This window comes from Massilia sp. MP_M2 (assembly GCF_039123635.1).
In the GTDB taxonomy this organism is placed as follows: Bacteria; Pseudomonadota; Gammaproteobacteria; order Burkholderiales; family Burkholderiaceae_D; genus Telluria.
In genome coordinates, this window is sequence record NZ_JBCHJF010000015.1 from 21,344 (window position 1) to 35,994 (window position 14,651).

At 66.9% G+C, this 14,651-nt stretch carries 9 protein-coding genes; 3 read left to right on the forward strand and 6 right to left on the reverse strand.

Annotated elements, in window-relative coordinates; genetic code table 11:
* Positions 1–18 precede the first annotated feature (18 nt).
* Positions 19–1,032, forward strand: coding sequence for a glycoside hydrolase family 43 protein (locus tag RCH14_RS23085; RefSeq protein WP_343028445.1), 1,014 nt, complete (start codon positions 19–21; stop codon positions 1,030–1,032).
* A 67-nt stretch (positions 1,033–1,099) separates the two neighbouring features.
* The gene (locus tag RCH14_RS23090; protein ID WP_343028446.1) at positions 1,100–4,918 is read left to right on the forward strand and encodes a beta-galactosidase; all 3,819 of its coding nucleotides are present in this window, start codon (positions 1,100–1,102) and stop codon (positions 4,916–4,918) included.
* 168 nt (positions 4,919–5,086) lie between these two features.
* Here RCH14_RS23090 and RCH14_RS23095 read toward each other — a convergent pair whose 3' ends face one another.
* From RCH14_RS23095 to RCH14_RS23120, 6 genes are all read right to left on the reverse strand, one after another.
* Positions 5,087–6,493, reverse strand: a complete 1,407-nt coding sequence (locus RCH14_RS23095) for an FGGY family carbohydrate kinase (protein ID WP_343028447.1) — start codon at positions 6,491–6,493, stop codon at positions 5,087–5,089.
* A 19-nt stretch (positions 6,494–6,512) separates the two neighbouring features.
* Positions 6,513–7,565, reverse strand: a complete 1,053-nt coding sequence (locus RCH14_RS23100; RefSeq protein WP_343028448.1) for an ABC transporter permease — start codon at positions 7,563–7,565, stop codon at positions 6,513–6,515.
* Positions 7,562–8,581, reverse strand: coding sequence for an ABC transporter permease (locus tag RCH14_RS23105; protein ID WP_343028449.1), 1,020 nt, complete (start codon positions 8,579–8,581; stop codon positions 7,562–7,564). Before RCH14_RS23105 ends, RCH14_RS23100 begins: the two co-directional genes overlap by 4 nt.
* 20 nt (positions 8,582–8,601) lie before the next feature.
* Positions 8,602–10,188 carry a sugar ABC transporter ATP-binding protein gene (locus tag RCH14_RS23110; RefSeq protein WP_343028450.1) on the reverse strand — a complete coding sequence of 529 codons (1,587 nt, stop codon included), beginning with the start codon at positions 10,186–10,188 and terminating at the stop codon, positions 8,602–8,604.
* A gap of 61 nt (positions 10,189–10,249) precedes the next feature.
* A complete protein-coding gene (rhaS, locus tag RCH14_RS23115; protein WP_343028451.1) occupies positions 10,250–11,269 on the reverse strand; it encodes a rhamnose ABC transporter substrate-binding protein in 1,020 nt (339 codons plus the stop codon).
* A complete protein-coding gene (locus RCH14_RS23120; protein WP_343028452.1) occupies positions 11,266–12,126 on the reverse strand; it encodes a DeoR/GlpR family DNA-binding transcription regulator in 861 nt (286 codons plus the stop codon). The genes rhaS and RCH14_RS23120 overlap by 4 nt, the downstream gene beginning before the upstream one ends.
* A 377-nt stretch (positions 12,127–12,503) precedes the next feature.
* Here RCH14_RS23120 and RCH14_RS23125 point away from each other — a divergent pair, with 377 nt between their 5' ends.
* On the forward strand, positions 12,504–14,612 hold the full coding sequence (locus RCH14_RS23125) for a bifunctional rhamnulose-1-phosphate aldolase/short-chain dehydrogenase (RefSeq protein ID WP_343028453.1): 2,109 nt from the start codon (positions 12,504–12,506) through the stop codon (positions 14,610–14,612).
* Positions 14,613–14,651 lie beyond the last annotated feature (39 nt).

Genomic DNA, 14,651 nt, shown 5'->3' on the forward strand with positions numbered 1-14,651 from the left:
TTCGTTTGAGAGGACACGATGCATATTGCCTACCTTCCCGCGCTGGGCATGCTGCTGGCGCTGGCCGGCTGCCAGGTCGCGGGCACGCCGCCGACCGAACCCCGCTTCGCCAATCCGCTGGTGCAGCAGCGCGCCGATCCCCATGTTACGTTGCAGCCGGACGGCTGGTACTACTTCACGGCCACGGTGCCCGAATACGACCGCATCGAGGTGCGCCGCGCGCGCAGCCTGAACGACCTGGGCAAGGCCGAGGCGAACGTGGTCTGGCGCAAGCACGCCAGTGGCGAGATGGGCGCCCACATCTGGGCGCCGGAACTGCACCGGATCGACGGCAAGTGGTACCTCTACTTCAGCGCCGGCCGCGCCGACAAGGTGTGGGAGATCCGCCTGTACGTGCTCGAAAACAGCGCCGACAATCCGCTGGAAGGCGAATGGATCGAGCGCGGCCAGCTCAGGACGGGCTGGGAAAGCTTCGCCCTCGACGCGACCACCTTCGCGCACCGCGGCCAGCGCTACCTGGCCTGGACCCAGGGCGCGCCCGACGGCAGCAAGGGGACCAATATCTACCTGGCGCGCATGGACGGTGCGCTGGCGATCCGTCAGCCGGCAGTGCTGCTCACGCGACCCGACCTTCCCTGGGAACAGATCGGCCACCACGTCAACGAAGCGCCGGCGGTGCTGGTCAAACATGGCCGCGTGCTGCTGACGTATTCGGCCAGCGCCACCGACGCCAACTACGCGCTGGGCCTGGTCAGCGCGCGCGACGACGCGAACCTGCTCGATCCCGCGTCCTGGACCAAGTCGCCAGTCCCGGTGCTGCGCAGCAGCGAGGAGAACGGCCAGTACGGCCCGGGCCACAACAGCTTCACCACCAGCCTTGACGGCAAGACCGATATCCTGGTCTACCATGCGCGCAACTTCCGCGAGATCGTCGGTGAGCCACTGCGCGACCCGAACCGGCATACGCGCGCGCAGCCGATCACTTGGCGCGCAGATGGCATGCCGGATTTCGGCGCGCCAGTTGCGGATTGATGTTTTTTGCGGCGCGGCGCGACCATCCCGCCCGTCTTGATGAAGATTTGCAGCAAAGGAGTGCGGTATGAAGTGGCTTGACACGATGGATGAATATACGATGCGCAGCATGGCGGCGGCATTGGCCACGGCTGGCGCTGCGCTGTGCGGGGTCGCCGCGGCGCAGGAACTGGGCATTCCCCAGGGGTCGGGGTTGGAGGCCGCGGCCCTCGCCGCCAAGGCCGGGGACGCCGCGGGCCAGGTCATCCTGATGCCGGCGCTGAGCGCCGGTGCGGCCAACGTGCTGAGCATCCTGGCGTCGAACGACGGCGTCGACTTCACGTCGCTGGCATCGGAAACCTGGACCCCGCCCGCTGGCGTGCTGCGTGACCCGGCGCTGGTGCGCCACACCGATGGTCGTTACTACCTCGCCTATGCGAACGGCGCCGGTGGCGTTGGCCTGGCGCGGTCAAGCAATTTGCGGCAGTGGGAATTCGTGCGCGACGTGCCTGCGGGCGGCGCGGCCAGGCCGGGCTGGGTGCGCGACCGTGACGGGCGGCTACACCTGGTGCTGGGGTCGGACAGCGGCGCGCAGGTCGTCACGCCCGATGCGGCGTTGCAGGACTGGCCGGCGGCACAAGCGCTGCAGGGATTGGCCGGCCATGCCGGCGCCGTGGTGCTGGCGGATGGTGACGGCTATCTGGCGGTGGCGCGCGCGCAGCAAGGCGGCCAGCTCGTGCTGGTGCGGGCCCCTGCGCTGGCCGGGCCGTGGCGCGTCGGGGCCACGCTGGCCGGTTTCGGCAAGGACGTGACGGTGTCGGCATTTGTGCGCCATGGATCGGCGCTGCGCCTGTATGGCAGCGACGCGCAGGCCCGTGCCTGGCATGCCGACAGCGCCGATGGCGGGCGTACCTGGGGCGAACGGCGCGCCTTGAAAGGCACGGCGGCAATGGTGTCCGGCTTCGGGGCGATGCAGGACGAGGCCAGGCTGTTCTCGGCCGCTACCGCGCGCAAGGGGTCACCGAAGCAGGTGGCCTGGGACCAGTATTCGCTCAAGATCGACGGCAAGCGGGTGGTGGTGTGGTCGGGCGAGATCCATCCGTTTCGCCTGCCCAATCCGTCGCTGTGGCGCGACGTGATGCAGAAGATGAAGGCGCTGGGCTTCAATGGCGTAGCGTTCTATTTCGACTGGGGCTACCATTCGCCGGCGCCGGGCGTGTACGACTTCTCGGGCGTGCGCAACGTCGAGCGCGCGCTGGAAATCGCGAAGGAAGAGGGCATGTACATCATTGCGCGCACCGGCCCGTACATCAATTCCGAGCTGACGGGCGGTGGTTATCCGGGCTGGATGTTCCGCAACCGCGGCGAGGCGCGCACCGACGATCCGGTCTATCTGGCCGCGGTCGACGAGTGGATGACCCAGGTAAACGCGATCATCGCGCGCCATCAGGTGACCGATGGCGGCGGCACCGTGATCGCTTATCAGCTCGAGAATGAACTGGGCAAGGTCGAGCCGAAGCACGTGCGCCAGATGGCGCACCTCGCGCGCAAGGCGCGCCAGGACGGCATCACGGTCCCGTTTTTTCACAACGCCGCCGGGCGCCTGCCCGACTGGACGCCCAAGAATTCGACCGCGCCCTGGGCCAACCCCGGTCCGACCGATATGTATGCCTTTGACGGCTATCCAGGCGGCAGCTGCGACGTGCACGCCAACCCGGCCGGCGCCAACAAGGCCCCGGACTGGGGCATCTACGCAGCGCCAGGCCCGCGCGCCGGCGCGCTGTCCTCGCCCGGCACGCCTGGTTTTGCGGCGGAACTGGGCGGCGGCTGGTTCGACTACTGGGGCTCGAACGGCACCTATGCCTGCACGGCCGAGCGCCAGGGCAAGGGCTACCAGCGGGTGTTCTACGGCACCAACCTGATCAACCGGATCACGATCCACAATGTCTACATGACCTTCGGCGGCACGTCCTGGGGCTGGCTGGCGGGGCCGGTCGTGTACACCTCGTACGATTACGGCGCGGCGATCTCGGAAGACCGCGGCCTGCGCGAGAAAGCCTACGCCCTCAAGCAGCAGGGCATGTTCGTCCAGGCCGCCGAAGCCGTGCTCGCCGAAATGGACAAAGGGCCCCCGCTGGCTGCAGAGGGCGGCAAGGTCAAGGTCTATCACAACATCAACCGGCGCCTGGGCACCCATATCGTGTTCGCGGCCCACAATCCGGCCGACGGCCAGGGCGAGGAGCGCTTCAGCGTCAGGCTGGCCACGCGTGACGGCGACTACACGATCGCCGCGAGCGTGCGCGGCCAGGATGCGCGCATGCTGCTGGCGTCCTACGACATGGAGCGCCAGCGCCTGGTGTACTCGACGTCCGAACTGCAGACGCACCTGCGCGACGGCGAGCGCGATATCGCGCTGCTGCACGGGCGCGACGGCATGGCCGGCGAGACGGTGCTGCGCTACGCGAGCGCACCAGCGGTCGAGGTCCTGGCCGGGACCGTGCAGTCACGCTGGGATGCAGCGAAGGGTGACCTGGTGCTGAGCTACGAGCACGACGGCCTGGCGCGGGTACGCATCTCGGCCGGTGGCCGCGCGCCGCTGCTGCTCCTGCTGGCCGACGAGAAGACCAGCATGCGCTTCTGGACCCAGGACACCGGCGCCGGCCGCGCGTTGCAGTTCACGCCGGCGCTGGTGCGTTCGGCCACGCTGGCCGGCGGCAAACTGGCGCTGCGCGGTGATATCGACGGGGATGCGGGCATCGAGATCTGGGGGCCCGCATTCGAGAGCGCCAGCTTCAATGGCCAGGACCTTGCGTTCACGCGCCAGCCCGATGGCAGCGTGCGCGCCGTGGGTCTGAAGGGACCGGACGCGGTGCGTCTGCCGGACCTGGCCCGCGCGGCCTGGACCCGGCGCATGGACAGCGTGGAAGCGGCGCCCCGCTTCGATGACAGCGCCTGGGTCCAGGCGGACCGCCGCCCCTCGGCGGCCCAGACCTGGACCATGCCCGAGCGCGGCCAGCCGACGCTGGCGATGAGCGACTACGGTTTCCACCACGGCGACGTGTGGTACCGCGGCCGCTTCACGACGACCGATCCGAAGGCCAACCAGCTCGAACTGTTCTATGGCGCGGGCGGGGCCGGCATGATGCAGGTATGGGTCGATGGCCGCTTCGTCGGCCAGCACGAACTGGACGTGGGCCGCGCCTTCCCGGAAACCACGGACAGCGTCAAGCTGACCCTGGGCGACCTGAGGCCGGGCGAACACGTGGTGGCCGTCATGGTGCGCAACAACGCCCATAACTGGAACCTGATGGCGGACGATTTCCACCGCGAAGCGCGCGGCCTGATCTCGGCCTCGCTGACAAGCCGCGGCGGCCAGCGCTTCGGCACCCCGATCGCCTGGCGCATCCAGGGCCGCCATGGTGGCGAAACGCTGGTCGATCGCGTACGCGGCCCGATGAACAACGGCGGCCTGTACGGCGAACGCAGCGGCTGGCACCTGCCATCCGCATCATCGCAGGGCTGGACCAGCGCACGCCCGACCGCACCGCCGCCGGCCGCCGGCACCTTCTGGCTGCGCACGCAATTCAAGCTCGACCTTCCGCGCAACCACGACATCCAGCTCGGCCTGGCCTTCGGCGACACGACACAACCCCGCTCCGACCGCGAAAACCGCGCGCTGATTTTCGTCAACGGCTGGAACATGGGCCAGTTCATCGCCCACATCGGCCCCCAGCGCACCTTCGTGATCCCGCCTGGCATCCTGAACCCCAACGGCGACAACACGATCGCACTGGCCGTCACCACGAACGGCCGCCCCGAAAACGCGCTCGAACCCGTGCAACTGATCAACCTGCGCACCACCCGAGGCGGCGTCCCCCTCGAACTGATGCAAGGCGCCGACCAGTAAAACAATGAGGGTCAGCGTCAGATTGTTTGCCAACTTCAGTAAATCAATTGGCCAATAATTCGACTCTGACCCTAATTGTTGTTGGGGTGAGTGGTAGAACAATCAGGGTCGGAGTCAGATTGTTTGCCAACTTCAGTAAATCAATTGGCAAATAATTCGACTCTGACCCTAATTGCTGGTTGTGGCGAGCTGATGTGCGGGTGTGTGAAGGCTGAGGGCGCTGCGCCAGGCGCTGCGGTAGGCGGAGAGGCCCCCGATGGTGCATGGGGGTGTGGGGTGGTGCTGGCCGGGTGGGGTGGCGGCGCGGTAGCGCAGGAGCCAGCCGCCGCAGGTGGTGCCGCTGGCGTCGTCGGAGTAGCTCACGGCTTGCTGCGGGCGCAGGCTGGCCAGCAGGGGGCCGAACCAGGGGTTGGCGGTGAAGCTGCCTTCGACGGTGATCGGGCCGCGCGCGCCGAGCGCGTCGAGGCAGTAGTCGGTCATCAGGACGCAGTAGAGCGTCGCCAGCGCGAAGCGTTCGCCAGCGTTGATGGGCGCGGGGCCGTCGATGCGGCCGGCCTTGCCGGCGAAGGGCCCGCCGCCATCGGCGAAGCACGGGATGGCCATCGTCCCACGGCCGACCATGTGTTCGAGCTGGTCGAACGAGCAGGTCACTGGCTGCTCGCCGGCCAGGGCGCCGAATTCGCGGCCGCCCATGAAGCGCATGCAGGCCACCGGTTGGCCGAGGGCACTGGTGTTGGCCAGCATGTCGGCGTCTTCGCGCAGGCCGGCCAGGTCGGCGCCGAAGGCGGCGGCGATGAGCCATGTGCCGGTGGAGAGCACCGTGCGCGGCGTGGTGGCGCTGTCGCCGCCGAGGTAGCGCATCAGCGAGGCGTTGCTGTCGTGGATGCCGCACAGGACTTCGCAGTCGGCAGGCAATCCCGTGGCTTGCGCCACGTCCGGGCGCAGCACGCCGAGCGTGGCCCAGGGAGGCGCCAGCGGAGGCAGTTGGGCTTCCCAGCCCATGCGCGCGACCAATGGTGAGTAATCCTGGCGCACCGGGTCCCACAGGTCGGTGTGGCAGCCGAGCGAGGTGGCCTCGCCGGCGGCCACGCCGCACAGGCGCCAGGCCCAGTACTGCGGGTACATCAGGATATGGCGCGCGCGCGCGAACGCGTCGGGATGCTCTTGCTCGAGCCAGGCAAGCTGGCGGCCCAGGTTCAGGCCTGCCGGCAGCAGCGGTGAACAGGTCTGCGCATAGGCCGGGCGCAGCGCCGCATAGTCCAGGCCCGGCAGCGCCGCCTCGTAGTCGAGCACCGGCAACACCAGGCCGTCGTCGTTGACCAGGGCCGCGGTGGCGCCATGGGTCACCGGGACGATGGCCGAGATGCGGGCACGGCCCGCGAACGCGCGGCAGGTAGCCAGCATCCAGGTCCAGATGCCTTCGGTGTCGTGGTGGGGGTAAGGGCCGTCGTGCAGGATCGCATTGGGCCGGCGCTGTTCGGCGATCAGCCGTCCGTCGGCGTCGACCAGGGCCAGTTTGACATTGGTCTTGCCGATATCGAGGACGATCAGGGCGTCGCCCGGAAGTGCATGCATGTAAATCCGTTCTTTCTTGCTAGTGGCGGGTTGATTTGCCGCGCATCAGGCGCGATAGCGAGATCGTGGCCAGCAGCAGCACGCCGACCACGATCGTCATGTAGATGCCGGGCACATTGGCCAGCGCCAGGCCGTAGGTCACCGCGCCCATTGTCAGCACCGCCAGCAGCACGCCGCCGATGGTGCCGGCGCCGCCGGCGATGCTCACCCCGCCCAGGATCACCATCGTGATGATCTCCAGTTCCCAGCCGGTAGCGATATTCGGCCGCGTGCTGCCGATGCGGCCTGTCAGCAGGAAGGCCGCCAGGCCCGCCATGGCGCCGGTGAGCATGAACAGGCCAAGGCGGTAGCGGTCCACGGCGATACCCGAGAAGCGCGCGGCGTCCGGATTGTTCCCGATGGCGAAGATGCGCCGGCCGGGTGTCGTCGCGTGCAGCACCACCGCGAACAGCAGCGCAAAGCCGAGCAGGATCACGAACGCGCGTGGCACCACGCCGAAGAAGGTGCCCTGGCCCCAGTCGGCCATCAGCTGCGGGTAGTTGGTGAAGGCCTGGTCGCCCAGCGCGACGCTGGCCAGGCCCCGGTACAGCGCGATGGTGCCGATGGTGACGACGATCGAGGGCAGCATGAAGCGCGTGACCAGGAAGCCATTGAGCCAGCCGCAGGCCAGGCCCGTGCCGACGGCCACGAACACGAGGGCTTCCGGCGGCGCGCCGGCCTGGTGCGCCATGCCCATCGCCACCGAGGACAGGGCCAGCGTACCGGCGACCGAGATGTCGATCTCGCGGCAGATGATCAACAGGGCCATCGGCAGCGCGATCAGCGCCTTCTCGCTGAAGTTGACGGTCCCGTCGAGCAGGTTATACGGGTCGAGGAAATGCTCGAGCGAGACGCCGCCGATGACGAATACCGCCAGCAGCAAGAGCGCGAGAAGGGTCTCCCAGCGCGCCAGCACGTGGCGCAGGGTCGGCTTCTGGCGGTCCAGGATCGTATAGCGGGACGTGGTCACGGTCTCGGCGTCTGGTGTTACTGGTGGTCTGACATCAACCGGGGCGATGGTTCGCGCATTCATGCGGCGCTCCTTGCGGCAGGTAGTTCGGACTGGTGCAGCGGCAGGATCTGGCGGCTGCGCTGGCGGTTGCCGCGGGCGTTGAGCAGGACGGCGACCAGGATCACGGTGCCGGTCAGCGCGCTTTGCCAGAACGGCGAGACTTGCAGCACCGGCAGCGCGTTGCCGATCACCGACAGAAACAGCGCGCCGAATAGCGTACCGAGCACCGAGCCCACGCCGCCGGCGATGCTGGCCCCGCCGATGACGCAGGCAGCGATCACGGTGAACTCGAAACCATAGGCGATCTCGGTATAGGCCACGGCGTAGCGCGCCACCCACAGGTAGCCGCACAGCCCCGCGACCATGCCCGACAGGCCGTAGGTCCACAGCAGCCGGCGCGCGGTCGGGATGCCGATGTAGGCGGCGCATTGCGGCGCGTTGCCGATCGCGTACAGGTCGCGCCCGAAGCGGGTGTGGCGCGCCACGAAGGCCATCACCAGCACTGCGGCCAGCGCGATCCATACCAGGTGCGGCAGGCCGAGAAGGCGCTGCAGCGGAAAGGCGACGAAGTTCGCGGGCATGTGGTGCGCCGACACCCAGGCACCGCCCGAGATCACGAACACCAGCCCGCGATAGACGCTCATGGTGCCAAGCGTAACGACGATCGGCGGCAGCGCCAGGTAGCCGATCAGATAGCCGTTGACCAGGCCCAGGGCCAGGCCGGTGGCGGCCGCCGCCAGCATCACGAAGGCCAGCGGCAGGCCGGGATTGGCGGCAGCGAGCATCGCCGCGACCATGCCCGCCAGCGCCAGGTTAGAGGCCACCGACAGGTCGATGCCGCGCGTGACGATCACCAGCATCTGGGTCAGCGCCAGCATCACGAGCAAGGTGCTGTCGGTGAGCAGGTTCGACAGCGAAGCGGCGCTGACGAACACCGGGGAGCGCAGGCCCACCAGCAGCACCAGCGCGACTACCATTAGTGCCAGCAGCGCCTCGCGCTGCCTGAACAGTTCCGGGATGTTCATATGCTTGCTCATGTGCGTGCTCATGTGCGTGCTCATGCTGCCGCCTCCAGACCCAGGTCAACCCCGGACGCCGCAGCGACCACGGTTTCGGGCGTGGCCTCGGCGCGCGTGAATTCGCGCACCACACGGCCCTGGCGCATCACGACCACGCGGTCGGCCAGCCCAAGCACTTCGGGCAGCTCGGACGAGACCAGGATCACGGACAGGCCGCGCTCGACCAGTTCGCTCACGAAGCGGTGCACGGCGGCCTTGGAGCCGATGTCGATGCCCTTGGTCGGCTCGTCGAGAATGATGACCTTGGGGTCGGTGGCCAGCCATTTGCCGAGCACCACCTTCTGCTGGTTGCCGCCCGAGAGTTCGGCGACGTGCTGGGTCAGGAACGCGGCCTTCAGTTCGAGCTGTTCGGCAAAGCGACGGGCCAGCGCCGCCTCGGCGCGGGCGCGCGGGAAGAAGCCGAATGTAGACAGGATCGGCAGGGTGATGTTGTGCATGATCGGCAGCGTCAGATGCGCGCCATGGTGCTGGCGGTCTTCCGGCACATAGGCCAGGCCGCTGGCAATCGCTTCGCCGGGCGTGCGAAACACCGCCGGCTTGCCCTCGAGGCGCACGGCGCCGCTCACCTGCGTGCTCAAGCCGAACAGCGCCTGCATCACTTCCGAGCGGCCAGCGCCCACCAGGCCATAAAAGCCCAGGATCTCGCCCTTGCGCAACGTGAAGCTCACGTTGCGAAATTCGGTCGGATGGCACAGGCCTTCCACTTCCAGCAGCGGCGCGCCCAGCGCCACGTCGGCCTTCGGATACGCCTGGTGCACGGCGCGGCCCACCATCAGCGCCACCAGTTCCGGTTCGCTGATGTCGGCAAGGCGCCCTTCGGCGACGAACTGGCCGTCGCGCAGGACCGTGTAGCAGTCGGCCACCTCGAAGATCTCGTCGAACTTGTGCGAGATGAAGATGACGGCGGTGCCGCTGGCGCGCAGCTGGTCGATGATGCGGTACAGCTCGCGGATCTCGCGCTGCGACAGCGCGGCGGTCGGCTCGTCCATGATCACCACGCGCGCATCCTGCGACAGGGCGCGCGCGATCTCCACGAAGTGGCGCTGGGCCACCGACAGGTCGCGCACCCGGGCGCGTACCGGCAGCGCCACTTCCAGGCGGGCGAACAGCTTCTCGGCTGCGGCCTCGATGCCGGCCCAGTCGATGCGCCCGCTGATGCCGCGGGTCGGATGGCGGCCGACATAGATGTTCTCGGCGACGGTCAGTTCGTCGAACATGACGGTTTCCTGGTGCACGGCGGTGATCCCGGCCGCCATCGCTTCCTGCGGGCTGCCGAAGGCCATGGCCTTCCCGTCGAGCAGGATGGCGCCTTCGTCGGGCCGGTGGATGCCGGTCAGCGTCTTGACCAGGGTCGACTTGCCGGCCCCGTTCTCGCCGATCAGGGCCATGACTTCGCCGGGACGGATGGACAGGCGCACGCCATTGAGCGCGCACACACCGTTAAAGCGCTTGGTGATGCCAGTCAGCTGCAGGACCGGCGTGATGGACGCGCCAGGGCGTGCTGCTGCATCGTGTGCGCCGTCAGTCGGGCGCAGGGGAGGGCTTGTCAGTTGGTTCACTGGCATTCGGTGTAGCAAAACAGGTGAGGGGCGCCGCGCGCGATGCGCGCGCGGCGGACGGGCCGGGTCAGAACAGCCTGGCAAACTTGTCGACGTTGCCGGCGTTGTACGTGAACGGCGGGCCGAGGGCGGCTTCGCCGTTGGCGTCCAGCGTCACGGCGCCGAGACGGCCGACCGACACGCTGGCGCCCGCGCCGGCCGTTGCCTTGCCCGTCACGAACTGGTGCGCCGCATAGGTGGCGGCATACCCGAGGTCGATCGGATTCCAGATCGCGAACTCGCGCACCGCGCCGCTCTTGACGTGGCCCGCCATCTCGGACGGCAGGCCGAGGCCCGTGACGAACACCTTGCCGACCAGGCCCTCGTCGGCGACGGCCTTGCTGGCCGCGACGATGCCGACCGTGGTCGGGGCGATGATCGCCTTCAGGTTCGGGTGGCTGCGCAGCAGGCCGATGGCTTCGCGGTAGCTCTTGTCCGACTGGTCGTCCCCGTAGACGGTGGCCACGAGCGTCAAGCCGGCGTACTCGGGCTTGCCGAGCGTTTGTTTCATCACGCCGATCCAGATGTTCTGGTTGGTCGCCTGGGCCGATGCCGACAGGATCGCGAGCTCGCCCTTGCCCTGCAGTTCGGCAGAGGCCATCTCGATCTGCTTCTCGCCGATCAGCTGCGCGTTCGACGGGTGCAGCTGCATCTGGCGCCCGCCCGGGGCCACCGCGCTATCGAACGAGATCACCTTGATCCCGCGCTGCATCGCCTTCTTGGTGATCGGCAGCAGGGCGTTCGGGTCGTTGGCCGAGATCACGATCGCGTCGACCTTCTGGCTGATCAGGGAATTGATGATCTCGATCTGGCCTTCGGCGCTGGGCGTCGTCGGGCCGGTATAGATGATCTCGACGCCGCCAATTTCGGTGGCGGCATCCTTCGCGCCCTGGTGGGCGGCGTCGAAGAAGCCGTTGCCGAGACTTTTCACGACCATCGCGATGCGGGTTTTTTCAGGCTGCTTGTCGGTGTTCTTGTCGGCGCAGCCGGCCAGGCCGGCAAACACGCCGACCGCGGCCGCGGCGAGCAGGAGCTGTCTGATCTTCAATGGGAAATCTCCATCAGGGCGGCGGACTGCATGTCATATTGTGGGTTGAAGCGCGAGGCGCGCAGCGCCAGCGATTCGCCGTCGGGTTCGACCGTGACCACCTTCACGCCATACTGCTCGAGCAGCTGCACGGCCTTGTCGGACGCGTCGGTATCGGTGATGACGGTGGACACGCGGTCCAGTCCGCACAGGATCAGGCCGGCCTTGCGCGCGAACTTCGAGCTGTCGGCCAGCACGATCAGTTCCTCGGTCTGGCTGATCAGGCGCTTCTCGGCCTGGATCAGCATCGGGTCTGCTTCCATCAGGCCCAGCAGCGACAGGCCATACACGCTCATGAACATCTTGCCGGCGTAGTGGTGCTGGGTGATGTCGTTGTCGAACGGCGACAGGATGACGTTCTGTTCGCGGTACACGCGCCCGCCCGGGACGATGATCTCGTTCTCGCTCGAGACCAGGAGGCGCTCGGCCATCAGGAACGAGTTGGTCAAGATCTTGAGCTGCTTCTCGGTGAGGAACTCGGCCATCATGAAGGTGGTGGTGCCACCGTTGATGATGATCGTCTCGCCGTCGGTGCACATGCCGGCCGCATAGCGGGCGATGGCGCGCTTGCGCGACGCGAAGCACTGGATATTGTTCTGGAACGTCTCGCTCGTGAGCGGGAACTGGCGGGTCTTGGGCAGCAGGTTCTCGGCGCCGCCGCGGTTGCGCGTGAGCAGGTTGCGGCCGGCCAGCCAACTGATATCGCGCCGCACCGTTGCCGGGGACGCATTGAGCCATTCAACAAGCTGCTGGACCGTTACCGTCTGATGCTCGGCAAGCAGTTTCAGCAAACGCTTGCGGCGTTTGTGATTCACCATCGTTGTCTCCTCCTAATGCCGTCTGTATTTTTTCGCGGCGTAAAATCCGTCGTTCAGGCCTCTTTTTCAGCCGGAATCGCGGTTTGTTGGAAAAGAGTAATTTCTAGATGCAATAAGGTCAATCACCCAATGATCAATTGGTTGATTATTTGCGCACGTTGCAGTGCACAAACGCGCAATCCAATCACGTTGCTGATTGATTCGAACTTGCTCAGCAAGTTGATTGCTTCGTCGTTGACACCCCGGTGGCCGCTGCTTTCTACTGTCTGCCGACGCCGTATTGCTGTAGGTACGCCGGCCGCAGTACTGAAACGCAGGACATGGAAGAGACGCATCGATCATCGGTCGATGACAAAACAATCAACTAGGAGAAATTGATGGGCGCTTTGAGCGAAATGAACCAGCGTGAACCGATCACCTCGCGCTGGGATGCCGGCGTCGCTGCCACGCTGAGCGAGCCGGAACTGCTGCTGTACCGGTCCAACCTGCTGGGTTCCGACCTGCGGATCACCAATTTTGGCGGCGGCAACACGTCGGCCAAGATCGACATGGTCGATCCGCTCTCGGGCGAGCAGGTCGAGGTGCTGTGGGTGAAGGGCTCGGGCGGCGACCTGGGCAGCATCAAGCTCGACGGCTTCTCGACGCTCTACATGAGCAAGCTGCACGCGCTCAAGAACCGCTACCGCGGTCTCGAGAACGAAGACGAAATGGTCGCTTACCTGCCGCACTGCACGTTCAATCTGAACCCGCGCGCGGCCAGCATCGACACCCCGCTGCATGCCTACATCGCGCGCCGTCACGTCGACCACATGCACCCGGATGCGTGCATCGCGATTGCCGCCTGCAAGAACAGCAAGGCGCTCACCGCCAACATCTTCGAGGGTGAACTGGGCTGGCTGCCATGGCAGCGCCCGGGCTACGACCTGGGCCTGAAACTCGAAGCCGTGTCGCAGGCAAACCCGCAATTGAAGGGCCTGATCCTGGAAGGCCACGGCCTGTTCACCTGGGGCGATACCTCCGAGTCGTGCTACGAAACCACCCTGGCGGTCATCAAGCGCGCCGAGGATTGGCTGGCGGCGAACATCCAGCAACCGGTGTTCGGCGGCCAGGCCAAACAGGTCTTGCCGGCCGCCGAGCGCGCCGCACTGGCCGGGCGCCTGATGCCTCTCCTGCGCGGCAAGATCAGCAAGGACGAGTTCAAGCTGGGCCATTTCGACGATAGCGACGCGGTGCTCGAATTCGTCACCAGCGCCGACCTGGCGCCGCTGGCGGCCCTGGGCACCTCGTGCCCCGACCACTTCCTGCGCACCAAGATCCGCCCGCTGGTGCTGGACTTCGATCCGGCCGCGCCCGACTTCGACCGCCTGGCCGCGAGCCTGGACCAGGCGCTGGTCGACTACCGCGCCGACTACACCGCCTACTACGAGCGCTGCAAACGCAGCACCAGCCCAAAGGTCCGCGACGCCAACCCGATCATCTACCTGATCCCGGGCGTGGGCATGCTGGCCTTCGCCAAGGACAAGGCCACCGCGCGCATCGCCGGCGAATTCTATGTCAACGCGATCAATGTGATGCGCGGCGCGAATGGCGTCGACACCTACGTCGGCCTGCCGGAACAGGAAGCGTTCGACATCGAATACTGGCTGCTCGAGGAAGCCAAGCTGCAGCGCATGCCCAAGCCGAAAAGCCTGGCCGGGCGCATCGCCCTGGTCACGGGCGGCGCCGGTGGCATCGGCCAGGCGGTTGCCCGCCAGCTGCTGCAGGAGGGCGCATGCGTGATGCTGACCGATATCGATCCGGAGGCGCTCGAACAGGCGGGCCGCGACCTGGTCAAGGTCAGCGGCACGGACAGCGTCGGCATCGTGCGCGCCAACATCACGAGCGAAGACGACGTGGCCGGCATCCTCGAAGCAGCGTCGCTGCGTTTCGGCGGCGTCGACCTCCTGGTCTCGAACGCCGGCATCGCTTCGGCCGCGCCGCTGGACGAAACGACGCTCGACATCTGGAAGCGCAACCAGGACATCCTCGTCACCGGTTACTTCCTTGCCAGCCGCGCCGCCTTCCGCATCATGAAGCAGCAGGGTCTGGGCGGCAGCATGATCTTCGTCGGCAGCAAGAACGGCCTGGTGGCGTCGGCCGGCGCTTCGGCCTACTGCACCGCCAAGGCCGCCGAGCTGCACCTGGCGCGCTGCGTGGCGCTGGAAGGTGCCGAATACGGCATCCGCGTCAACGTGGTCAATCCGGATGCCGTGATCCGCGGCTCGCGCATCTGGGACGGCAAGTGGAAGGAAGAACGCGCCGCTTCCAACAAGATCGAAGCCGACGATGTCGAGGAGTTCTACCGCAAGCGCAGCATGCTGAAACTGGCCGTGCTGCCGGAGGATATCGCGGAAGCCGTCTACTTCTTCGCCAGCGACAAATCGGGCAAGAGCACCGGCAACATCCTGAATGTGGACGCCGGTAACGCCGCCGCCTTCACCCGATAAGTTAAGATAGATAAAATCACAACATGCCGGGATGCGGCC

Coding starts and splice junctions, on each gene's coding strand:
- RCH14_RS23085 (WP_343028445.1), top strand. CDS start 19: ATGCATATTGCCTACCTTCCCGCGCTGGGCATGCTGCTGGCGCTGGCC.
- RCH14_RS23110 (WP_343028450.1), bottom strand. CDS start 10,188: ATGCCAGTGAACCAACTGACAAGCCCTCCCCTGCGCCCGACTGACGGC.
- RCH14_RS23095 (WP_343028447.1), bottom strand. CDS start 6,493: ATGCATGCACTTCCGGGCGACGCCCTGATCGTCCTCGATATCGGCAAG.
- RCH14_RS23120 (WP_343028452.1), bottom strand. CDS start 12,126: ATGGTGAATCACAAACGCCGCAAGCGTTTGCTGAAACTGCTTGCCGAG.
- RCH14_RS23125 (WP_343028453.1), top strand. CDS start 12,504: ATGGGCGCTTTGAGCGAAATGAACCAGCGTGAACCGATCACCTCGCGC.
- RCH14_RS23100 (WP_343028448.1), bottom strand. CDS start 7,565: ATGAATGCGCGAACCATCGCCCCGGTTGATGTCAGACCACCAGTAACA.
- RCH14_RS23090 (WP_343028446.1), top strand. CDS start 1,100: ATGAAGTGGCTTGACACGATGGATGAATATACGATGCGCAGCATGGCG.
- RCH14_RS23105 (WP_343028449.1), bottom strand. CDS start 8,581: ATGAGCAAGCATATGAACATCCCGGAACTGTTCAGGCAGCGCGAGGCG.